A 23326-nucleotide genomic window follows, 5' to 3' on the forward strand; every position below is an offset into this window, starting at 1 on the left:
CCATGAATGATCCACTTTCACCTGCGAGGTGCTACATATGAGAATCCAATTCACCCAATCTAAGGAAATTCTGTTGACTACGCATGCTGGCCTGGCCACCGTCGGCGCCTTGCTTTCCCATACCCGATTGCCGCAGCGTCTCAATCGCTCCACCGTGAAAGGAATGGAGAACCCGATTCACAGTCATGGCGATGTCATGACCAGCTATCTTGGCTTGCTTTGCCAAGGCAAAAGCGACTTCGACCACATCGAACCTTTCCGAAAAGATCCCGTATTCCAAACCTGCCTCGGTGTCCGCAAGGTGCCGTCAAGCCCGACGCTCCGTCAGCGTCTGGATGCCGCAGCTCAAACGATGAATGCCAACTGGAACGAGATCCTGCTTCAAGAATCCGCCGATCTGATTCGAAACGTAAAAGCACCTGTAACCGGACTGACAGCAGGCGAGCATACGGTGATTCCGCTGGATATCGATGTCTCTCCGTTCGATAACTCCGGTACGAAAAAAGAGGGTGTTTCGTTGACCTACAAAGGCACGTTCGGCTACGCCCCCATTTTCGCCTACCTCGGACAGGAGGGGTATAGCGTGAATGTGCAGCTTCGGGAAGGCAGCACGCACAGTCAGAAGGATGGCGCTGATTTTCTGCGCGAAAGCATCCAGTATGCCCGGCGCATCACGAAAGAGCGCCTTCTCGTGCGGATGGATTCCGCTCACGACAGTCTGGAAAATCTGCAGGTGTGTCATGCTGAGCCAGAGGTCGATTATATCATCAAGGTCAATCTGCGCAATACATCCAAGGAAAGTTGGCTACGGATCGCCGAAGACAAGGGCATGGCCTGTGAGCAGCGCCCCGGCAAGACGGAATACATGGGCGTGATCGCCTTTCCCGAAAAAGGCTTCGATCAAGCCCTTCGTCAAGTGTTTCAAGTGATCGTACGGACGATCGACCGTGAAGGTCAGATGCTCCTGTTCCCGGAAATTGAAGTGAACGTCTATTGGACTTCTCTTACCTGCTCGCCGTGGCGTGTCATCGAGTTGTATCGCGATCACGGCACGAGCGAACAATTTCATAGTGAGCTGAAGACGGATCTGGATTTGGAGCGACTGCCCGCCGGCAAATTCGATACCAACGATCTGGTTTTGCACGCGGGGGTGTTCGCTTACAACCTGCTCCGCATCATGGGGCAGGAAAGCTTGCGCCAAGACGATGCTCCGATTCGGGGAGGCGTACAACGTCGCCGCATCCGCACCGTGATTCAAAACATCGTGTACATCGCGGCTAGAGTCAGCCGACACGCTCGTCAAACGATTTTCAATTTTGGGCGATACAGTCCCTGGTTTCAGACCGTACGACGAGTGTACCAAGCGTTTGCCTGAATCCATTTTTCGCCATCCAGACCAACCCAAACTGCTCTTCCCTGTTCCGGCCTTACCGTAAACAGCAAGGCTTATTGAGCATGCCTTGCTTGATGGATTCTGTCATTTGTAGATTTGTTTTCATCACGAATCTTTAGCTGATGGGGGGATTTCCGATTACTTTTTTCCATATACTGCCCTCTCTGGCGGAGTGGACTTAAGTTTGTCACGGATTCAGGTAACATATAAAGATAGAAAATATCATTTGTGAGGGGTGGGTACATGTTTGATTGGTTAGGTTTTAAAAAGGGGTTTCCGCTTTGGCGCTCTTATCGTTTGAATCACGACTTGAAAATGGACGTGGAAGAAATTTTTGAAGGAATCGCCGAGACAAGAATGAACGTCCTCATGTCTTGGACGGAGGATTATTGGCGGCATCTGGATCGTCTCCTCGATCTGATGAGGTCTGCTGCTGACGGCGCTTCGCTGTTTAGCGGACAGCCATCCGCGGTTTGGGATCGTTTGTTTGCCGACTGCTACAATCGGGGAACCGATTTCACAGAACTGTTCTTGTTGGACGACAAGCGCAGCGTCGTGTACTCGACTTTTCCGCAGCATATCGGGAAAACCTATGCGGAGCAGGAAGCGTTCTGTCCCGGTATAAGCTATTCCGCTTCGGCCGAAGAAGGCAGGAAGTGCCTGTTCGGGCCGTATGCAGACAAGCTGACGCTCCAGATCGGCCCGAGATCGTCCTCCTTCCACGACAAAATGACGCTTTTATTCATACAGCCCGTCGTGGAGGACGGACGCTGGCGCGGGGCGATTTGCGGCAGAGTGCCGAACGATGTGATCGGGGACTTGATCCAGCGGGAATCCGGTCACGTTTACCCGGATTCGGGGGACAATTACATATTTATGGCGAAGCCTGAGCTGAATAAGCACATCGCGCCGGGTACGGCGCTGTCCAGAAGCCGGTTCGAGGACCGCACGTTTACCCACGGCGAAAACTTGAAGGACGGTGTGACGACCGAATGGGGCGTTGTCAGCGTGAAGGAGCATACTGAGCTGGAGCTGGTATTCACCGATCCGGCTACCGGACAGCTGCACCCGGGCGTCGCCAATACCATACGCAACGGCAGCAACCTTTTTGTGGAATTTCCGGGATATTCCGATTATCGTCACATTCCCGTCATTGGCAAGGGAGTGACGTTCCGGCTCCCGCACTGCCCGGATCTGTGGGGAATGATGTGCGAGGGCGATTTGGAAGAGGTGTACCGGATCCGCAGCATAAGCTGGCGGCATTTCAAGCTCCACGCGTTGTTGGCCGTTTGTTTCGCATTCATAGCCGGGTTTCTGATCTATTTCATCGCCGCCCGGGCTCCTCTCTGGATAACCGGCACGATGGCGGCCTTTTTCCAGCTGCTGTTCGCTTTAACGGCCGCCCGGATGCTTCACAGGAAAGAGACAAGGAACGTTGTCGATCGTCTGCGCGCCATCAACCGGTTCATCCGCATCAATGCGGAAGGTAAAGGGGATTTGACACAGCGTCTAAAACCGAATGAGTTCGAAAACGATGAGACCCGTGAGCTGGCCAAATGGATCAACAATATGATCGATTCGCTGGAAAGCATTATGCTCCGGGTCAAATCTGCAGCGAATGACGTGTTGACCAGCCAGCACGTATTAAACAAATCCGCAGGCATCACAGCCGACTCGACCGAGCGGGTAAGCCTCAATGTACAGGAAATGATCCGCAGCATACGAAGCCAGCTCAAAGACATCGATATCGCCAAGGACGTTGCGGGGGAAATGCGGCTGCAACTTCGTCAGATGGAGATGGAAGCCGCGAGGCAAATTGCGACGGCCCAGAGTGAAGTCGAGCGGATCGGGGACAAGATGCACCACATCTCCTCCAAAGTACAGGAAACCAACGAATCGATCCGGACGTTCATGCATACGGCCGAGCAAATCCGCAGCGTGCTGATTGCCATTGAAGAAATATCCGCACAAACGCATCTGCTGGCGCTTAATGCCTCTATCGAGGCGGCACGCGTGGGCGAACACGGCCGAGGCTTCGCCGTAGTGGCGTCGGAGATCCGCACGCTGGCGGAAATGACGAAAAAATCGACCGGGGAAGTGCATGAAATCATCCAGCACATTTATCAGGATGCGCAGCGGGCGTATCAATCGATGGACGAAGGCACACAGGTGGTCAAGGAAGGCAATGAGCTGGTTGCCGCCGCTTCCGGAATGCTGACCGCCGCTACGGCGGAGGATGAGCGGAAATCCCAGGTGGTCGACGAAGTCGTAACGCTGATGGAGAAGATTGCGGCCGTCAGCATCGAGAACCGCAGCATTTCAACCGAAGTCGAGTCGAAGGTGCAGGAGCTGATGAGCGAAATCATGAGCGTCCGCCAAACCTCGCAAAGCGTGGAGGCGATTACCGTCCTGCTGCAGCAGCTCGTAGGCCAATTCAAGCTGAGTGAATCCCGGGTCCGCTGACCCGAATCGAAGAATACCTATAACCGGGAAAGCAGCGTCTAATTCAAAAACGAAGAAAACCGACCTTTTTGGATCGGTTTTCTTCGTTTATGTAGCCAAGGGAGACGAACCCCTCCGAAATAGCTGCCGGTGGAGAAATGGAGTTTTGTATGTAAGGGAAAGAACAGAGGAAAGCTTTGTGGATCAAAGCTTTTTGAGTTTTTGTTTCTATGTTCGAGTGTGCCGCGGGGCTCAGAAATGAAATGAACCAAGAACAGCTGGCACTTACGTCTGGCTTATACACTTCATATCTTGGACAAATGAAGTTCGGCGGGAGGAAGATACCGATCAGAATTTATGCAGCGCTTGATTGTTAAGCTTTTCGGCTGATTGCGATACTTTTTGAGTAGCCGTACCGATTTCCTCAATGACTATGACGAGGGAGCGGAGATCCTGCGCGTTCGCTTGCAATTCCTGAATGTTATGATTCATGGATTCGAAGGCGGCTTTGCTTTTTCCAAAAAATGATGTTCAAAATCGGTAAGCTGGGGAAAATGAAGCTTCTTTTTAATCCACATATGGGTCACTCCTAATTATGTAAAGAATGATTACGGATGTTCTAAAAATCTTGAAGGTATTTTTGCCGGCAAAGGTCTACTTATCAAATGACCCTGCATCATATCGCATCTCAAATGTTTCAGACATTCCAACTGTCTTACCGTTTCCACGCCTTCAGCGATCACTTTCAATCCCATACCGTGCGCCATATTGATCATGGCCTGCGTGATCACGGCGTCTCTCTCATCCACGTTGATATCCTTTATAAAACATTTGTCAATTTTCAAAATATCGATGGGAAAGTGTTTCAAATAATTGAGAGCGGAATACCCTTTTCCAAAATCGTCAATCGCCACACGAACTCCGATCTTCTTCAGGTCATTGAGGGTGCCAAGTATGGAATCGATTTGGTGGATACTGATACTTTCCGTGATTTCAAATACTAAACAATCTTGCGGAATCACACCCGTACGCGTTACCGAAATCGGCCCGGTTAAACCGTCATCGGAGGCGCTACGCTCCAAATGGCTGGATAAAGTAAAGCGGGCTCGGGTCAAAGTTAGCTTAATGAGTACTACATTCCGCGATAGATAATAAATAATCGACTGTGAATCTGTCAGCGACTCAATCCGTGATGTCCCACTCTGGATTCCACACCACTTCCCATAAATGCCCATCCGGATCTAGGAAGTGGCCGGAATATCCTCCCCAGAAGGTATCATGCGCAGGGTCCGTAATAATGGCTCCTGCGTTTTGGGCTTGTTCCATGATCTTATCCACTTCTTCTTTACTGCCTACATTGTGACCAATCGTCATTTCGGTAGAACTCGGCGGTGTCAGGGGGACCTTTGCCTCATGGGAAAGATCGATGCGATTCCAGATAGCCAATTTTACACCAGCTTGCAAGTCGAAAAAGGCAACCGCTCCATGTTCGAACTCTTTGCCTATGATGCCTTGTGTCGGCAGCCCCAGTCCGTCACGATAGAAGGTCAAAGACCTTTCCAAATCGTCTACGCCTAATGTGAGAACAGAAATGCGTGGTTTCATCATAAATACCTCCTCAAATCGATTTATTTTTGCTTACCTGAATGATAGCATATTTAACTTTGTGATCTTGTAAAAAACGGACAAAGTTATTGACCAGGAGCCAGACCGTAAAAGCGCTTGAAATGATGTATAAAATGGGATTGATCATAGTATCTGTATTTTAAAGCTATAATGGAAAGAGTGGTTTTATAACAAAAAGACAAAGGTGCCGTTATTAAGCGGTGCCTTTGTCTTATAAGAATATCTATGGAGGGTTCTCAGGGATGATTTTTTATGGGATAAAAGACTGCTGCGATTGTACGTTTGCATTCGTCCGTCCCGCTTCTGTCGCTTGCGGAACTTCCACCAGACGCCCCGTCTTTACATCATAAATATAGCCGTAAAGGAGTGATTTAGGGCCTAAAAGCTTCACTCATTGTACAAAATGACTTTCAACGCTTTTTCTTTGGCTGCATTGCCAAATACTTCATATGCTTTTATAATATCTTGCAGTGGAAAACGGTGTGTAATCAGCTCTGCCGGTTTAATCTTATCAGACTGAACAGTTTTCAATAACATCGGCGTCGTAGACGTGCTCACCAATCCGGTTGTAATCGTTACATTTCGAATCCACAAATCCTCCAAATGTAATTCGACAGGCTTTCCATGGACTCTGTTTATCGCAAAATAAAAGTGCCGAGAATTGCAGCGTAAAAATGCCGAGAAAATTGCCGACTTGATCGGCAATAAAAAAGGCACTTGTCAGCACTCCAAAATCCTCCTATCGTTAAGTTTGCTTAAGACTGACGAAGGAGAGACTCGAAAGGATGCTGAAAATGCCTCAACAACAATATATCAGATTTTTGCGAGAAGCAGAAGGTTGCTCCATTCAAGAGATCGCCGATCGGGTTGGTGTCCACTGGCGAACCGCTAAAAAATATGCGGATCAGGACAACTGGAACCTCCGGATGACCAATAGAAAAAGCCGTTCCCCTGTCATGGGACCCTATATGGAAATCGTTGATGCCTGGTTGGAAGAAGATCGATTGCTTCCCCGGAAACAGCGGCATACCGCTGCTCGTATCTTCCAACGGTTGCGCGACGAGTACCAGTTTCCCGGTAGCGAACGCACCGTTTCCACCTATGTGAAACGGCGCAGGACCGAGATGGAACTGGAACGGGCCAAAACGTACGAACGGCTCGAGCATCCGCCGGGTGAAGCACAAGCAGACTTCACGACCATGGAAGTGTGCCAAAACCAGAAGCTGGTTTCCTATAAATTGTTCGTCCTCTCGTTCCCGTATAGCAATGCGGCCTTTGTGTACCCGGTGCCGTCCGAAAACCAGGAATGCTTCCTCGAAGCAATGAAACAGGTCTTCGACCAGACCGGCGGGGTTCCGCAGCGCATCTGGTTCGACAATCTTTCTGCTGCCGTCGTGCACATCGAAAAACAAGGTGAACGGCAGCTGACAGACATGTTCCGCAGATTCTGCGCCCATTACCGATTTGAAGCGGTGTTTTGCAACCCGTACAGCGGCCATGAAAAAGGACATGTGGAAACCAAGTGCGGATACTCGAAGCGAAACTGGGCGGTGCCGATTCCGCTGTTCACAAGCCAAGAGCAGCTTACCGCTCACTTCACGGATCAGGCCGAGCAGGATCGCAAACGCCACCATTATGTCAAAGAGAGACAGATCGAGGAATTATGGCAGGAAGAAGAAAGACGGCATCTGCTGCAGTTGCCGGAGGAACCGTTCGAAGCATTCCGGCTGCAAACCGCGGTGGTGAACAAATACGGCGAAATCCAGGTGGATGATGCGGTCATTCCATTGCTGGGACAAGCTTCTCCCGGTACAGAAGTGATGGCGCAGCTGTTTTGGGATCGTATTGTGGTGCTCGACCACCGGCATGAACCGATGCGGACGGTGCCAAGGCCGTACACCGGAAAGACAGCGGACATTCCTTGGTCGCAGGTGTTTGCGGGCTGGCTGCGAAAACCGCGCAGCGTGACCCACTCCCAGTTTTTACGGATGCTGCCTGAAGTGCTGAAAACTTATGTGACGGTTCCCGATGTGGATATACGCAAAGAACGGCTACAGGGGTTGCACTACTTAAGCAGTGTGTACACGCTGGAGCAGATTACTAATGCTCTTAACATGACTGGGCTTGCAGAAGACATTTCTGGCATCACGGCCTTTCTTGGCATGAAACACGGCAGCCGGAATGTGCCGGCGTCTTGGTCCGAGACGTTGTCCCCGCCGGGAACACGAACAGAGCCCAGATTAGATCGGTATGACCGGTTGATGGGGGTGATGTGAGATGGCGGTGGAACTGACGAATCTGTGCCGACAGCTGCGTTTGGCGCACATTGCCGAATACGTCTCTGCCCAGCAAAGCGAGCAGTTGCTGCAGTTGGTACAGGAACTGCTGGTTGCCGAACTGGACGGCAGACGGCGGGCCAAATTGGGCAAACTGGTCCAGCAGGCGGGATTTCCGCATCTGAAAACCTTCGAGGGATACGTAACGGATCACATTGTCTTCCCGCAGGGAGGAAGTCTGGATACCTTGCGGCAGCTGGAATGGCTGGAACGCAAGGAAAACCTGCTGCTGATGGGAGCTGTGGGTACGGGGAAGACGCATATGGCAATTGCTTTGGGCGTGGAAGCGTGCCGACGGGGCAAAGCGGTGCAGTTTTACCGTTCCAGTGATCTGGTGGCTGTTCTACAAGAGAAATTTGCTTCCGGAACACTCAGTAAGTTTCGGGAGAAGCTGAGGAAGATGGATTTGCTGATTCTCGATGAGGTGGAATACGTCCCGTTCAGCCAAACGGGCTCAGAACTACTGTTTAACGTGATTGCGGATTGTTACGAACGGCAAAGCGTGATTGTGACGTCTAATCTGGAATTTGGACAATGGACGAGTATTTTTGGGGACACGAAATTGACGTCAGCGCTGGTGGACCGGCTTGTACACCACGCTCACATTCTCTCGTTTACCGGAGATAGTTTCCGTCTGAAACAGGCGATGGAACGAATTCCGGGTTGATGATTCTACTGGCAAGTGTCTGTCGGCATTTTTCGCTGCCGAAATTAGCATTTTTCTCTTGCGAAAAACACCCATGCGGGCAAACTGCTACTCTTGCCGATACAGCGGCTGACTGTCCACATCCATTACACTTGCTTATATACCGGACTAGCGGCAACGGCGCTATGCGTCAACACCTTGCCGTACTGCGCCGCATCCGGCGAATTTACCCCCTTAGCCTCGGCATGCTGTGGACGAGCCAACCAAATTAGTCTTTACGATTTACATTACTAAAACCATTTATTTAACTTGTATAACGATTTCAGTATATAACTCTTTATTTTGATTAGTTGAAGTTGGAGTAAATAATGCACGAACTCCTATGGTGAATTCACCTGGATTTAACTTCCATGCCTTTCTTGTTTGTTGAAGAAATTGTTCAGGACTTGACATTTTACTCTTTTGGAAATTAAATGATTCAGAAAGATATAATGGAGGTTTTGAAGTATATTCATTATTGGGACTAAATGTTTCTTCCAGCAAAACGGTTCTTATACCCATCTCCTCATAATTACCATTGCTATCTTTTATTGAATAAATAAGCAAGGGGTCGCCATGGGTGATCGTTATTTGGTCTTCCCCTATATATCTTAATGTTCCCCACATATTAATAGGTTCTTTACTATCGTAAATCTTTTTTTCGGAATTTAGTAAAAGGTGAAAGTTTTCATCTTTTATTAAGGAAGTTACTTCTGATTTTAATGGATCGGTATTTTGATATTCTATATCTATATTTTTAGTGGAACTGTCATAATCTACTTTACCATTAGTCTTTTCTACAAAAAAACGTAATGGTAAATAAGCATCGCCATTGTAATTTAAAATCGGTTTATACAAATTTTCAACACGTTCTCCATTAATAGATAAAGATACAGGGAATAAAAGAGCCTGAATAGAATCAGACGAATATGCTATTGATGAAAATAAAAAACTTAATACTAATCCTGGTATAACTATCTTTTTTTCATAAATCAAACCTCCAAATTTTATTTTCATCTATATTATATAATATAGTTCCTGAATCCGTGATAGTTCTTCTGTGAAAAAGAAGAAAAAGAAAGGAAATCGCATCTCCGATGGTGAATTTTAAAGGAACCATGAATGATCCACTTTCACCTGCGAGGTGCTACATATGAGAATCCAATTCACCCAATCTAAGGAAATTCTGTTGACTACGCATGCTGGCCTGGCCACCGTCGGCGCCTTGCTTTCCCATACCCGATTGCCGCAGCGTCTCAATCGCTCCACCGTGAAAGGAATGGAGAACCCGATTCACAGTCATGGCGATGTCATGACCAGCTATCTTGGCTTGCTTTGCCAAGGCAAAAGCGACTTCGACCACATCGAACCTTTCCGAAAAGATCCCGTATTCCAAACCTGCCTCGGTGTCCGCAAGGTGCCGTCAAGCCCGACGCTCCGTCAGCGTCTGGATGCCGCAGCTCAAACGATGAATGCCAACTGGAACGAGATCCTGCTTCAAGAATCCGCCGATCTGATTCGAAACGTAAAAGCACCTGTAACCGGACTGACAGCAGGCGAGCATACGGTGATTCCGCTGGATATCGATGTCTCTCCGTTCGATAACTCCGGTACGAAAAAAGAGGGTGTTTCGTTGACCTACAAAGGCACGTTCGGCTACGCCCCCATTTTCGCCTACCTCGGACAGGAGGGGTATAGCGTGAATGTGCAGCTTCGGGAAGGCAGCACGCACAGTCAGAAGGATGGCGCTGATTTTCTGCGCGAAAGCATCCAGTATGCCCGGCGCATCACGAAAGAGCGCCTTCTCGTGCGGATGGATTCCGCTCACGACAGTCTGGAAAATCTGCAGGTGTGTCATGCTGAGCCAGAGGTCGATTATATCATCAAGGTCAATCTGCGCAATACATCCAAGGAAAGTTGGCTACGGATCGCCGAAGACAAGGGCATGGCCTGTGAGCAGCGCCCCGGCAAGACGGAATACATGGGCGTGATCGCCTTTCCCGAAAAAGGCTTCGATCAAGCCCTTCGTCAAGTGTTTCAAGTGATCGTACGGACGATCGACCGTGAAGGTCAGATGCTCCTGTTCCCGGAAATTGAAGTGAACGTCTATTGGACTTCTCTTACCTGCTCGCCGTGGCGTGTCATCGAGTTGTATCGCGATCACGGCACGAGCGAACAATTTCATAGTGAGCTGAAGACGGATCTGGATTTGGAGCGACTGCCCGCCGGCAAATTCGATACCAACGATCTGGTTTTGCACGCGGGGGTGTTCGCTTACAACCTGCTCCGCATCATGGGGCAGGAAAGCTTGCGCCAAGACGATGCTCCGATTCGGGGAGGCGTACAACGTCGCCGCATCCGCACCGTGATTCAAAACATCGTGTACATCGCGGCTAGAGTCAGCCGACACGCTCGTCAAACGATTTTCAATTTTGGGCGATACAGTCCCTGGTTTCAGACCGTACGACGAGTGTACCAAGCGTTTGCCTGAATCCATTTTTCGCCATCCAGACCAACCCAAACTGCTCTTCCCTGTTCCGGCCTTACCGTAAACAGCAAGGCTTATTGAGCATGCCTTGCTTGATGGATTCTGTCATTTGTAGATTTGTTTTCATCACGAATCTTTAGCTGATGGGGGGATTTCCGATTACTTTTTTCCATATACTGCCCTCTCTGGCGGAGTGGACTTAAGTTTGTCACGGATTCAGGTAGTTTTTAAAATACCAATAAATGGAGGTTTTTGGTGTATGAATGTAAAAAAAGTAATTTCCCCTTAAAGTTCAGTTTTACAATACTAAATATACTTACTCCCAATTGAAAGAAAAACTATGTCTTACTGTATTCATCAATAAGTTGAATGGGAGGGATTTCCTGAACAATAGAAAAATCAAAATTGCGTATATATGTCTCCAACTCTACAGTGAGGTTTACATGGCTCTTCTTGCTGATACCAGTCTTGCATTGCAATACTTATCCCAATTCTGTATCAAATCTTCGGCTATTGTGTGAGGATTATTTCCGCCACCATGCGGCAACCCGCGCGCTGGATTTATATAATCTTTTAATTTGGGACCGATCCCCTGAGATGCAACAATATTGTACTTTTGAGGGATAGGGTAATCGCCAATAAAAGTGTAGTAACAGTAATTTATCAATAGGAGGAATCGGAGTGCCAAAAAGGATCTCGCCATTTTGAGGACGAGCAGGTCTTGATATTTCAATAAGTTCCATCTTGTTCCTCCTAATGGAAATTAATCAAACATTCCAAAATTTCGACGTTTTCATTGTTTTTCCTGCAAAAAGTACTAATTCTTTTAGCCCTATTTAACGCTAACTACAATGTTTTGCTGAACGTAAGAAGGAACTAGAAAATAGGATTAATGTTCCTAATGATGACTACAAATAGCGATAAAAAGTTAAATTGATTGTACATTTTCGAGCAAATCAAAAGCCCGACCGTAAGAGTCGAGCTTTTATAGTGGAGGGTCGAACCCCTAATCATATTCGCTCCACTAAAGTATATGGTTTAGGTGTCCCGTCATTTATCAACACGATATGTTGATACTACGCATTCTACATGTGTCGGTACAAAACAAATCAAAATAAAAAACGGCATCTCTGCCGTTTGAATTTAAGGTGTATGGAGAATAGGGGGCTCGAACCCCTGACCTCATCGCTGCCAGCGATGCGCTCTCCCAGCTGAGCTAATTCCCCAGGAATTTTCGGTTAAGGAAATATCAAGAATGAAGTTGTTCCACTTTTGAGCGGCGTCTTCGCTCGGCCCGAACTCCCAACTGAGCCGTGACCCCATAAATTACGAAACCATTGCGATGATAATCTGTCCGTTTTTATGAGAAGATAATGTACCAGACAACATCGTTTTCCCGGCTGCGCTGAGGCCCCCTGATGTTGTTATCATTTTGTTCTCCAGCGGCGACAAAATTAAAGATAGCACATCGGGATGGGGCTTGTCAACATTTTTATTAAAATTAATTTACGCTGCCGTTCCCGCCAACATGGTGCTTGGAGAGCAATTCATTCAGCTCCTTCATAAACATATTAATGTCTTTAAATTGTCTGTAAACGGAGGCAAAACGAATGTAGGCTACTTCATCAACGGGATACAATTCGGACATGACGATCTCGCCGATTTCGCGGCTGTCTACTTCCGCCTGGGCGGTATTGCGGATCTGCCTTTCGACCTCGGAGACGATCATTTCCAATCTTTCTACGGATACCGGTCGTTTCTCACAAGCGCGGATAAGCCCGCGGAGCATTTTCTCCCGGCTGAATTCCTCACGGCTGCCGTCTTTTTTAATGACGATCAACGGCGTTTCTTCCACCATTTCAAACGTAGTGAACCGCTTCTGGCACTTCTCGCACTCCCGGCGGCGTCTTATCGATTTATTCTCGTTTGCGGAACGCGAGTCCAACACTTTGGTGCCGGGATAATCGCAATATGGGCATTTCATCGGCCTTTCTCCTTTCCATAATTCCCAACAGCTCCCTGACATGAGATTCGTGTAAACGCACATAATAGGTTTACCAACGACAAGGAGGTGAACAGACATGGGTGCAGGTCAATCCCGCAGCAGCAATGTATTGGTAGTACCACAAGCAAATGCCGCTCTGGATCAATTGAAATACGAAGTAGCTCAGGAACTGGGTATAGCCATTCCTCAAGATGGCTATTACGGTAATATGGCTACTCGTGATACTGGTGCGATCGGTGGTCACATTACGCGCCGCCTGGTGCAAATCGCCGAGCAGCAAATCGCTGGTCAATTCAAATAATAACACGTTTTGAAGCATACGAGAAGAAGCAGACCGGACAAACTCCCCATAAGGAGAGCTTGTCCGGCGCTTCTTTATTGCTATAAGCCAAAATATTAACGGATTCCCCAATCCTCCGCATAGGTTTTGTAATACTTGTCATAATAATACGTGACACGCTGCACATAACGCTTGGTCTCGCCATAAGGAATCTGATCTGTATTGTCGAGCGTTCCATCCCATCTTCCCTCAAGCAGCCAACGGCTCACTATACCGTGTCCTGCGTTGTAGCCGGCAAGGACGGCAAACGTATTGCCGTTAAACTGCTTAAACATCCAGTTCAAATACCATGAACCGAGTTCAATGCTGACGGCCGGATCATCCAAGCGGTTTTTGAATTCACCCGGAAAAGGAGCCTTCTCTATAATCCATTCCGATGTATCCGGCATCAATTGCATAAGACCGTGCGCACCTTTACTGGAAGTCGCGTCAGGCTTATAGTTGGTTTCTACCCGGATAACGGCAGCAATGAGCAAAGGGTCAAGCTGATACTTCTCTGCGCTTTGGCGAATTTCCTCTTCATAATGGATCGGATACAACATACGTCCCAATACACTCGTGCCCAGAAACAAAAATAGCAAAAAAGTCAACAGAAGCAGGGCGAAGACTCGCTTTTTGCGCAAAAAGCTCATGACAGTCCCCTCTCCGACCAAAATTGTTCAATCTGCTGTTCTGTTTCTTCTATCGTGCCCGAATTATCGATAACGATATCGGCCAGTTCTTTTTTCTTCTCGATCGGCATTTGCGCATCCAGCCGTTTGTTCGCCTGTTCCTCGGTTAACCCGTCCCGCTTCATCAGACGTTCCATTTGGACGTGCCGTGGCACATAGACGACCATCACCTCGCTGTACATCGCCTGCAGATGGGATTCGTACAAAAGCGGCACATCTACGACGACCAGCTTGTCCGGATGCTGTGTCTCGTAAGCCTCCATCCGCTCGCGCATAGCCGCCCGAATCGGCGGATGAAGCAGGGCTTCGAGATCCTTGAGCGCAGCCGTATTCCCGAAGACGCGCTCCCCGAGTTTTTTCCGGTCCAGGGAACCGTCCTCCAGCAGCAGGTCGGCTCCGAATCTTTCGATAACTTGAGTAAGGGCGGGGGTGCCTGGCTCTACCACTTCCCTGGCAATGCGGTCCGCATCGATTAACAGCGCGCCGCGGCGGACAAGCATGGAAGCGACAGTGCTTTTGCCGCAGGCAATGCCCCCGGTTAATCCGATGTTCAATGGGTTTCCCCCTAAATCAAAATAATGATCACAACAATTTCATAATGCCCATGAAGATCAGAAGAAATCCGGGTAAAACGGAAAGCTTGCGAATCCATTTCAGCTCAGCATACCGGAAGCCGATCTGCAGGCCAAGCCCGAGAAACGTCCCGCTGGCCAGTGCAATAACGGCAGCGGTAAGCCACGGCGTGAATCCGAGCAGTGCCGCCCCGATGCCCGCGCCGAACGCATCCAGCGACAATGCGGCGCCCAGCAGTACGGCTTCGTAAGCCGAAATGATCCCTGACCGGTCCACATCGGCAATGGACGGGGTGCGCAGGATTTGAATGACGAGCCCCAGCCTTTTCAGTTCGATATACCATATGGCTTTGGCCCCTGCAGTCCCGGGCTCCATTTCCCCGGGCGTTTTTGCCGCCTCCGTTTTTCCCTCTTCCTCCTTTTTATCCGAAAACATCTGATATATCGCCCATACGCCGATGCCCATCAGAATAAAAGCTCCGACGTACCTGGCGACCGCCGGGTCAATCAATTGACTCATCAGCACGCCGACCTGCATGGACATGTAAATAATAAAGCCGGAACAAAATGAAATAATAGCAATGGACATAGGCGGAATGCGGATTTTACGAAGCCCGTACATCACGCCGACTCCGAAACCGTCCAGACTGACGGCAAACGCCAGAAGCATCAATGAGACGACAGGCAGCATGCCCTTCCCTCCCTAACCAGATCGACTTTACTTCTTACTATATGGAAGGTCTGGGCGGAGGGTGCATGTCAGGCATTCTTCCCATGATCCGCGTACTTTAGCGTTTTAAAGCCCCTTTGCTTCTCCTGCGTTTTAGAGGCTGGCACTTGGGGCAATAATGGGTCCCTCGTCCCCCTATAACCATTTTTTCGATTTTATGCCCGCAATGGAAACAAGGTTCGTCTTTTCGGCCGTACATTTTGAACTGATGCTGAAACATACCGATTTCGCCCTGGCCGTTCACATAGGACTTGATGGTAGAGCCGCCTGCATCCACTGCCTCCTTCAAGGTCGTCACAACCGCCTCATACAGCTTGGCCAGCTCATGCCGGCTTAAGCTTCTGGCCTCCCTTTCGGGATGAATGCCGGCCAGAAACAACGATTCGTCTACATAGATATTCCCGATCCCTACAATATATTCCTGATTCAACAGCAGCGGTTTGATTTTGGTCGGACGCGACCCGATCCGGTCCCGGAAAGCCTCGAATGTAAATGCTTCGTCCAAAGGCTCCAGCCCCAGCTTCTTCAGCGGGGCTTCCTGCAAATCCTGATCCTTCGGGTAAAGATGCATTGTCCCGAATTGGCGCACATCCTTATATCTCAGCTCGGTACCGTCTGTAAAATAAAACACGACATGGGTATGCCGTTCCTCTGGCTCCCCGCTGCGATACACACCGTACCTGCCTTCCATGCGAAGATGCGAGACCAGCGTATAATGGTCGAACATAAACCGCAAAAACTTGCCTCTGCGTTCGACGGACTGAATGGTTTCCCCGCTGAGCAGCAGTTGAAATCTCTCAATGTCCTCCGGATACTGAATGATTCGCGGCAGCTTAACCGAAACCCGTTCCACCGTCTTGCCGATCACCAGTTGATTCAGCGTCCTTCGGACCGTTTCTACCTCTGGCAGCTCCGGCATGGTGTCTTCCCTCCTTGCAGATTACTTCGCCTCGTACCAGTTAGCCCCGTCATCTACATCCACCTTCAGCGGCACGTCGAGCTCAATTGCGTTTTCCATCACCTCGGCAACCGTCTTTTTCATGACCTCCAGCTCATCCTCAGGCACCTCGAGCACCAATTCGTCATGCACCTGAAGCAGCAGTCTGCTCCGTACTCCCTCTTCTTTCATCCGCTTGTCCAGCTGCACCATAGCCAGCTTAATGATATCCGCCGCGGTGCCCTGGATCGGCGTATTCATCGCGGTCCGCTCGGCAAACGAACGGAGATTGAAATTGGAGGCCTTGATTTCCGGCAAATACCGGCGGCGGTGAAGAAGGGTCGTAACGAAACCATCCTCGCGGGCTTTCTTGACAATATCGTCCATATATCGGCGAACCCCCTGGAAGACGGCAAAATATTGCTCGATAAACTTCGCCGCATCCTTGCGGGTGATATTCAAATTTTGTGACAAACCATAATCGCTGATGCCGTAAACGATGCCGAAGTTCACGGCCTTCGCCTGACGGCGCATGTTCGAATCGACACTATCCTCCGGTACGCCGAATACATCCATCGCTGTTTTCGTATGAATGTCCATGTTCTGCCGGAACGCTTCGATCAGCTTCTCGTCCTGGGAAATATGGGCGAGCACACGCAGCTCGATCTGCGAATAGTCAGCGGTCAGAATACGCCAGCCGGGCTCCGAGGGCTTGAACACCTTGCGGATTTTACGCCCTTCCTCCAGGCGGATCGGAATATTTTGCAGATTCGGATATTGACTGCTTAGACGGCCTGTCGCCGCAATCGTCTGTTTATAATAAGTGTGCACTTTCCCGGTGTCCGGACGCACCTCTTTCAGCAAGCCCTCCACATAGGTGGACTGGAGCTTGGACAGCGTCCGGTAATGGAGTATATGTCCGACCAACGGATGATAAGGCTCGAGCTTTTCGAGCACTTCAGCGTCGGTGGAATAGCCCGTTTTCGTTTTCTTGATCACCGGCAGCTGAAGCTTCTCAAATAAGATTTCTCCAAGCTGTTTTGGAGAATTAATGTTAAACTCCATCCCCGCCTCGTCATAAATGGACTGCATGATCTTCTCAAGCTGTTTGCCCAGCTCGGCACCGTAAGCTTGGAGCTCCTCCACATCCACTTTAATCCCTTTGCGTTCCATCGAGGCAAGCACCAGCGCCAAAGGAAGCTCCAGCTCGTGAAACAGCTCATTCATCCCGCTGGCCTCCAGCTCGGCTTGCAATGCCCTGGCCAGCTCCATTACCGCCAATGCCTTACGGCTCATCAAGCTTAACAGAACATCCGCCTCCGGAAGCTTGAATTTGGCGCCTTTGCCGAAAACGTCCTCATCGGCGGGGATGGCAGTCAAGCCATACCGGGCGGTGAGTCCGTGTAAAGTCAGCGCAGATTCCGTCGGATCGAGCAAATAACCGGCAAGCAGCACATCAAAGCTGACCCCCCGCAGCTCCAGCCCCTGCCAAAAGAGAGCCACCAGCGCGCGGTGCAGATCGTAGACGGCGACGGACTTTTTCTCGTCTGCCAGCCATGCGCGCACGCGCTCAGCCTCTTCAGCCTCCTGTTTAAGGAGCTCAAACGGCAAATAATAGCCGATCGGATCCGTCCCGGAGTCCGACTCGGTATAAAAGGACAAGCCGAGCACTTCCCCCGTATGCGGATTATCCCCTATGACCTCGACATGCAGCGCCCGAACGCCGGGCAGCGCTTCGACCAGCTCTCCCAGCCTGTCCGGCGTCACCTGAACCGACTGAATCCTGGCCTCAGCCTTGGCCTCGGCTTCAGCGTCCGCAGAAGCGGCTTGGTTTCCTCCGCCGGGCAGATTCAACCGCTCCAGCAGCGATTTAAATTCCAGCTTGCGGAACATGTCGCCCAAAACTTGTCCGTCATACCCGCCGTATGCCAGATCGTCCCAAGGAATCTCCACCGGAACCTCGCGGAAAATCGTCGCCAGCTCCTTGCTCATCCGCGCATCCTCCGCGTGAGCGGCGACCTTCTCGCCCAGCTTCCCCTTGATGCCCGCCGCGTTCTCAAGCACCTTCTCGACCGAGCCGTATTCGTGCAGCAGCTTCAGAGCCGTCTTCTCGCCCACACCCGGAATGCCGGGAATATTATCGCTGGCATCGCCCATGAGACCTTTAAGATCAATGATTTGAGCAGGCTTCAGCCCGTATTTTTCTTCGATATGGGCAGGATCGTACAGCTCCACCTCGCTGATCCCTTTGCGCGTCAGCGCGATCTTCACTTTGTCGGAAGCAAGCTGCAGCATGTCTTTGTCCCCGGTCACTACCAGGACTTCCATACCGTCCTGCTCGTCTGCGGTACGCGTCAGTGTGCCGATGATATCGTCGGCTTCATAGCCGTCCATTTGAAATTGGCGAATGCCAAACGATTCCAGCAGTTCCTTCAGCACAGGGAACTGTTCGGAAAGCTCAGGAGGCGTCTTTTCCCTTCCTCCTTTGTATTCTGCGTAGTCTTTATGTCGAAACGTCGTTTTCCCGGCATCGAATGCCACGAGAAAATGCGTCGGTTTTTGTTCTTCTATCAGCTTCAACAGCATCGTCGTAAAGCCGTAGACCGCATTCGTATGCAATCCCTTGGAATTGCTGAGCAGCGGCAGCGCAAAAAATGCGCGATACGCAATGCTGTTGCCATCGATCAAAATCAATTTGGACAAAGACTACACCCCATTTTCGTGAAACTATCTGCTTCTTACATGATAGCATAGGACGGCCATAGAAAAAAACCTTACCTTCCTTCCCGAAAAAAGGGTGTGTGTTCCTTCCTTGCCGCATAAAATGTACTAACTTTGATCCCTACCCGTCTGCACGAATGGCACGTTCAAAGCGTGAAAGGGAGATCGGAGGAACCGTCTATGAACGAAACGGTACGACTTATTGGCAAACGCGTTATTTTTTTCGATGTAAACCAAACGCTGGTGCAGCAAAATTTAAGCTTCGAGGATGGGTTTCGGCGTGTATGGGAAAATTTCACCGGCAGATGGTCCCGGGATGAAAAACCAAGTGCAGAGCAAGTATGGACCCAGTACATCACCAGGTGGCAGCAACGAAAAAAGTCCAGGATTACCTTCCAGCAGCTTGACGAGCTTCAGCAGCAGTGCTTGCAAGAAGCCATGGAAGCGATGGACATACCAGTATCCGGTGCTATGAAGCGCGGGTTCATTCAGGAAATCAGGCGGCTTCAGGTTGAAGCCAAAACCATGCCTCCGCATACTCGGGAGGTGCTCGAGCGTCTGTCTCGAAACTACCGGCTTGCCATTATCAGCAATAGCCCGCGTTCCGAGGTGCTGCTGATGCTGAAACGGTTCGATATCGGTACGTTCTTTCCTCCCGAGCATGTGTTTACTGCGCTAAAGCCGGCCGACAAGAAACCGGCTCCTTATCTATTCAAAAAAGCTCTAAAGACGATGCAGTTCTCCCCCAAACAAGCCGTGATGGTAGGCAATTCCTGGAGACACGATGTGTGCGGCGCGGTGAAAGCGGGTCTGGACGCCGTATGGCTGAGCACATCCGGCTCCGCAGCAGGTCCCGATGCCAAAAAAATAACCCAGCAGCGGCTGGGGAAGCGTAAAGTGTATTTGATCAAGCGGTTGGATCAATTGTCCGAATTATTTTCCTGAGCACGGTTCTTTGTGAACGGCATACCGACGCAATCGCAAACAACAACGCTGCCGCGGTGTGCCTTCGAACGCTTCTTCACCATGGCTGCCGTACGGGAAATTTGCTCCAGGCTTACACCCGCACCCGTATGGCAGATCACAAGAGATAGCGACAGAGTAACCCCTTCGCTCTCCAGGCGTCTGCCATGCCGGTCCTCGACATAAGTCCAGTCATCATAGTCATAGAATGCTTTGACCCCCAGATCAAAACGCCGAAGCATCTCTTCGCAAAGCTTTTCAGGGTCCTCGCTCCCGGTGATGGCGATAAAATCATCGCCCCCGATATGACCTACAAAATCATAAGGATGGCCGAGCAGGCCAATCACCTGTTGAATGCAATCGGCAGTAAACTGGATAAGCTGGTCCCCTCGGTGAAATCCGTACCGGTCGTTAAACCATTTAAAATAATCAATATCCCCGTAAATGACGGAGAACTTCTTGTGGTCGAGAAGCCGCTTGTTGATCTCCCGGTGAATTTGCATATTCCCGGGCAGACCGGTGAGCGGGTTAGCCACTTTCGCCCTTTCCATCTTTGCGGTAGTGATGCATTCCAGAATGGAACGTATGGAGGCCGTCCCCTTTACCCGGCCCCCGGATGTAATGATGACCAAATCATAAAAAGTCTGGAGATCGCGAGAGGTCGTATATTGGGATACTTGTTCTACCGGGGCTTGCTCATCTACGATGAGCGGTTGAGCGTCCATCAGCTGATCGATCGGCCGGTTCCAAAACAAAGAATAGCCGTATTGACCCGCCAACTGTTGAAACAGCCTGTCGCGCATGATCAAGCCGACCGGCGTTTGCCCGTTAACGATCACGGCACCCGCCGCATCCGTATGGTTCTTAAAATAATTCGCAACGATCGAAATGGGATCCCTGTAATCAAAAGTTTGACACGGCACACAAATGTCTCCGATGGTCCAGACACTGCTTGCCTCGACAATTTTACGATGCATCATAATATGATCAGTCAGCTCCGGGGGCAAAACAGCCTCCTCCGGCCCGGGATGCCCCAGCAGGTATCCCTGCCCGTAATGTACCCCCATGCGGGTAAGCTTCATCAGTTCCTCGCGCGTTTCTATTCCTTCAGCAATCAAGTAAATGCCCAGCTTCTGCGCAAAAGTGAGCATCGTCTCAAGAATGTACTCTTTCGTTTTATTAAAGTGAAGGTTATGTACGAGAGATCGATCCATTTTAATAAAATCAGGCTGCAGCTCTGCGATCGCTTGAAGCGAAGAATAGCCTGCTCCGGCATCGTCGATCGCAATACGGTAGCCCTGCTGCCGGTAGTGGCCGAGAATTTGTTTGGCCGATTCAAAATCTTCAATGGAGCTCCGTTCTGTAATCTCAAAAACCACTTGGCCGGGAGATAGCCCCCGCTTTTCCAAAAGCTCCAGTGTTCTTCCGGGCACAAAATCCGGATCATTCAAAATTTCTGCCGATACATTGAGAAACAGGAGCTGCTCTTTCGTCTTTGTGAAAGCTCCCTCAATCGCCCTGGATCTCGCCAGCCTATCCAAAGGATATAACAAGCCCTCCGCTTTGGCTGCAGCAAATAATGAAATCGGCGAATGGATCGAAGAGTGCTCCGGTCCCCGGGTCAGCGCCTCATATCCCATGACGATTCCCTCGCTTAACGAAACGATAGGCTGATAAACGGACTTGATGGTTTGGTTCCGTATAATATGCAGCAGCTCTGTACGCAGGTTTTCCCGATTTTCATTATCAAATCCGGGCATGGCGTCGATTGGCATGGGCATCCCTACTTATCCGGTTTCTTTATTCCTAAGATAGCATAGGAATTTCAACCCCATGTTAAATTCGGGCTATCGGAATGTTAAAATTTAGTACAGATGGATGCGCGGCCACGACGCCATTGAACAAAAATAACCGGATTCCGCATCCGCGGAAATCCGGCTGTATTTCGCTAAATATTCAAGTCTTTACGTTTCCCCGTCACCATATAGATAACGCCTTCTCCGATGTTCGTCGTATGATCCGCTACACGCTCCAGGTAGAGAGCAGCCATCATCAACTGAGACAGCTGGCGGTTACGGCCGGGATCGTTATTCATCATCCCTATGATTTCATCAACTACGGAGCTGTAGAGCTTATCGACCTGATCATCCTTTTCCGCTAGTGCGGCGGCACGGTGAATGTCCCGCTCAGTGTAAGCCAGCAGGCTTTCATGAAGCATATCCTTCGCCAGCAGTGCCATATTGGGGATGATTTCAAGCGGCTTCACAAGCGCATCTCCCGACATGCGGATCGCAATTTTCGCGATATCTACCGCATGATCTCCAATTCGTTCAAGGTCCGTCGAAATTTTGAGCGCCATACCGATAATCCGCAGGTCGCTCGCCATCGGCTGCTGCAGCGCAATCAGACGCAGGCAATTTTCCTCGATCCGAAGCATCAGTTCGTCGATCCGGTCGTCCTGCTCGATGATTCTTCTTCCCAGCTGTTCATCCCTTGTTCCCAGAGCCTCTACCGCCAGGGAGATGTGGTTTTCAACCAGCCCGCCCATTTTGAGCAAATCCTCTTGCAATTCTTCTACTGCCTGGTGAAAATTGGATCTTGTATCCATAAAAGCAGCTCCTTTATAGAATGATCGATTAACCGAAACGGCCGGTAATATAATCTTCTGTTCTTTGGTCCGTCGGCGTCGTGAAGATTTTTTCCGTCTGGTCGGATTCGATGACTTCACCATTCAGGAAAAAGGACGTATAATCCGAGATTCTCGCCGCTTGCTGCATGTTATGAGTCACGATAACAATCGTATATTTATCGCGCAGCTCGCGGATCAGCTCCTCAATTTTCAAAGTAGAGATCGGATCCAGCGCGGACGTCGGTTCGTCCATGAGCAGAATCCTGGGATTTACCGCCAGCGCCCGGGCGATGCATAGACGCTGCTGCTGTCCCCCCGACAAGCCGTAGGCGGACTTTTTCAGATTACCGTTGACTTCGGTCCATAACGCGGCCGCCTTCAAGCTGCTTTCGACGATGTGGTCGAGCTGCTCCTTGTCCTTGATGCCGTGAATGCGAGGACCGTAAGCAATATTTTCGTAGATCGATTTGGGAAAAGGATTAGGCTGCTGAAACACCATGCCTATATTTTTGCGCAGCAGCTCTACGTTGACGTCCGGATCATAGATGTTCTGGCCGTCGATAATTACGTTTCCTTCTATACGTATGCCTTTGATCATATCATTCATGCGATTTAATGTACGGAGAAGCGTGGATTTCCCGCAGCCGGACGGGCCGATAAAGGCGGTGATGGAATTTTCTTGTATTTCCATATCGACATTCTTCAGAGCATGGAACTCGGAGTAATACAGATTCAATTTATTGATGCTTACAATGGACATATCATGCTTTCCTCCTGTGGCCCGTTGG

At 49.9% G+C, this 23326-nt stretch carries 19 protein-coding genes, 1 tRNA gene and 1 pseudogene; 7 read left to right on the plus strand and 14 right to left on the minus strand.

Translation table 11 applies throughout. The features are described from left to right. The first annotated feature begins 37 nt into the window (after positions 1 to 37). Entirely contained in the window at positions 38 to 1375 is a 1338-nt protein-coding gene (locus EXW96_RS15365) for an IS1380 family transposase (RefSeq protein WP_027093557.1), read from the plus strand. 261 nt (positions 1376 to 1636) lie between these two features. Continuing rightward, a complete protein-coding gene (locus EXW96_RS15370; protein WP_174350914.1) occupies positions 1637 to 3856 on the plus strand; it encodes a methyl-accepting chemotaxis protein in 2220 nt (739 codons plus the stop codon). 587 nt (positions 3857 to 4443) lie between these two features. On the opposite strand, the gene EXW96_RS15375 is transcribed toward EXW96_RS15370, so the two are convergent. The 3 genes and pseudogenes from EXW96_RS15375 to EXW96_RS26970 form a co-directional block, all read right to left on the minus strand. Continuing rightward, complete coding sequence (locus EXW96_RS15375; protein WP_174350915.1) at positions 4444 to 4857, minus strand: EAL domain-containing protein; 414 nt, start codon at positions 4855 to 4857, stop codon at positions 4444 to 4446. A 160-nt stretch (positions 4858 to 5017) separates the two neighbouring features. Then, entirely contained in the window at positions 5018 to 5440 is a 423-nt protein-coding gene (locus tag EXW96_RS15380) for a VOC family protein (protein ID WP_062407012.1), read from the minus strand. Between the two features lie 408 nt (positions 5441 to 5848). Beyond that, positions 5849 to 6109: pseudogene (locus EXW96_RS26970) on the minus strand (alcohol dehydrogenase); the annotation flags it as partial. 137 nt (positions 6110 to 6246) lie between these two features. Between EXW96_RS26970 and istA the strand changes: the two are divergent. Together istA and istB are read left to right on the plus strand one after the other, a co-directional pair. Then, positions 6247 to 7737 (plus strand): IS21 family transposase, encoded by a 1491-nt coding sequence (gene istA / locus EXW96_RS15395; protein WP_174350917.1) that lies wholly within the window; start codon positions 6247 to 6249, stop codon positions 7735 to 7737. A gap of 1 nt (position 7738) precedes the next feature. After that, entirely contained in the window at positions 7739 to 8464 is a 726-nt protein-coding gene (gene istB / locus EXW96_RS15400; protein WP_174350918.1) for an IS21-like element helper ATPase IstB, read from the plus strand. A gap of 279 nt (positions 8465 to 8743) precedes the next feature. Here the strand turns inward: istB and EXW96_RS15405 are convergent, their stop codons facing one another. Then, positions 8744 to 9478: a stalk domain-containing protein gene (locus tag EXW96_RS15405; protein ID WP_174350919.1), complete on the minus strand. Its 735-nt coding sequence runs from the start codon at positions 9476 to 9478 to the stop codon at positions 8744 to 8746. A 157-nt stretch (positions 9479 to 9635) separates the two neighbouring features. On the opposite strand from EXW96_RS15405, the gene EXW96_RS15410 reads away from it, so the two are divergent. Beyond that, positions 9636 to 10973, plus strand: a complete 1338-nt coding sequence (locus tag EXW96_RS15410; RefSeq protein WP_027093557.1) for an IS1380 family transposase — start codon at positions 9636 to 9638, stop codon at positions 10971 to 10973. 1150 nt (positions 10974 to 12123) lie between these two features. On the opposite strand, the gene EXW96_RS15415 is transcribed toward EXW96_RS15410, so the two are convergent. Together EXW96_RS15415 and nrdR are read right to left on the minus strand one after the other, a co-directional pair. Next, positions 12124 to 12196 (minus strand) — tRNA-Ala (locus EXW96_RS15415). A gap of 275 nt (positions 12197 to 12471) precedes the next feature. Continuing rightward, positions 12472 to 12954: a transcriptional regulator NrdR gene (nrdR, locus tag EXW96_RS15420; RefSeq protein WP_062407006.1), complete on the minus strand. Its 483-nt coding sequence runs from the start codon at positions 12952 to 12954 to the stop codon at positions 12472 to 12474. 97 nt (positions 12955 to 13051) lie between these two features. Here nrdR and EXW96_RS15425 point away from each other — a divergent pair, with 97 nt between their 5' ends. After that, entirely contained in the window at positions 13052 to 13276 is a 225-nt protein-coding gene (locus EXW96_RS15425) for an alpha/beta-type small acid-soluble spore protein (RefSeq protein ID WP_054819156.1), read from the plus strand. A gap of 95 nt (positions 13277 to 13371) precedes the next feature. On the opposite strand, the gene EXW96_RS15430 is transcribed toward EXW96_RS15425, so the two are convergent. From EXW96_RS15430 to polA, 5 genes are all read right to left on the minus strand, one after another. Then, entirely contained in the window at positions 13372 to 13947 is a 576-nt protein-coding gene (locus EXW96_RS15430) for a lytic transglycosylase domain-containing protein (protein ID WP_062407004.1), read from the minus strand. After that, entirely contained in the window at positions 13944 to 14540 is a 597-nt protein-coding gene (coaE, locus tag EXW96_RS15435; RefSeq protein ID WP_062407002.1) for a dephospho-CoA kinase, read from the minus strand. The genes EXW96_RS15430 and coaE overlap by 4 nt, the downstream gene beginning before the upstream one ends. A gap of 28 nt (positions 14541 to 14568) precedes the next feature. Continuing rightward, positions 14569 to 15249, minus strand: a complete 681-nt coding sequence (gene ytaF / locus EXW96_RS15440) for a sporulation membrane protein YtaF (RefSeq protein WP_054819154.1) — start codon at positions 15247 to 15249, stop codon at positions 14569 to 14571. 97 nt (positions 15250 to 15346) lie between these two features. Further along, entirely contained in the window at positions 15347 to 16207 is an 861-nt protein-coding gene (mutM, locus tag EXW96_RS15445) for a DNA-formamidopyrimidine glycosylase (RefSeq protein WP_174350920.1), read from the minus strand. A gap of 21 nt (positions 16208 to 16228) precedes the next feature. Further along, complete coding sequence (polA, locus tag EXW96_RS15450; RefSeq protein ID WP_062406996.1) at positions 16229 to 18928, minus strand: DNA polymerase I; 2700 nt, start codon at positions 18926 to 18928, stop codon at positions 16229 to 16231. A gap of 198 nt (positions 18929 to 19126) precedes the next feature. Here polA and EXW96_RS15455 point away from each other — a divergent pair, with 198 nt between their 5' ends. After that, positions 19127 to 19891 (plus strand): HAD family hydrolase, encoded by a 765-nt coding sequence (locus tag EXW96_RS15455; RefSeq protein ID WP_074727228.1) that lies wholly within the window; start codon positions 19127 to 19129, stop codon positions 19889 to 19891. Here EXW96_RS15455 and EXW96_RS15460 read toward each other — a convergent pair. The 3 genes from EXW96_RS15460 to pstB form a co-directional block, all read right to left on the minus strand. Beyond that, on the minus strand, positions 19867 to 21690 hold the full coding sequence (locus EXW96_RS15460) for a GGDEF domain-containing protein (RefSeq protein WP_174350921.1): 1824 nt from the start codon (positions 21688 to 21690) through the stop codon (positions 19867 to 19869). The two genes, EXW96_RS15455 and EXW96_RS15460, sit on opposite strands and share 25 nt — an antisense overlap. A 167-nt stretch (positions 21691 to 21857) precedes the next feature. After that, complete coding sequence (gene phoU, locus EXW96_RS15465) at positions 21858 to 22517, minus strand: phosphate signaling complex protein PhoU (protein WP_174350922.1); 660 nt, start codon at positions 22515 to 22517, stop codon at positions 21858 to 21860. Positions 22518 to 22545: 28 nt separating this feature from the next. Continuing rightward, the gene (pstB, locus tag EXW96_RS15470; protein ID WP_054819150.1) at positions 22546 to 23298 is read right to left on the minus strand and encodes a phosphate ABC transporter ATP-binding protein PstB; all 753 of its coding nucleotides are present in this window, start codon (positions 23296 to 23298) and stop codon (positions 22546 to 22548) included. Positions 23299 to 23326 lie beyond the last annotated feature (28 nt).

The sequence above is a fragment of the Paenibacillus sp. JMULE4 genome, from assembly GCF_013337105.1.
Taxonomy (GTDB): Bacteria; Bacillota; Bacilli; order Paenibacillales; family NBRC-103111; genus Paenibacillus_G; species Paenibacillus_G naphthalenovorans.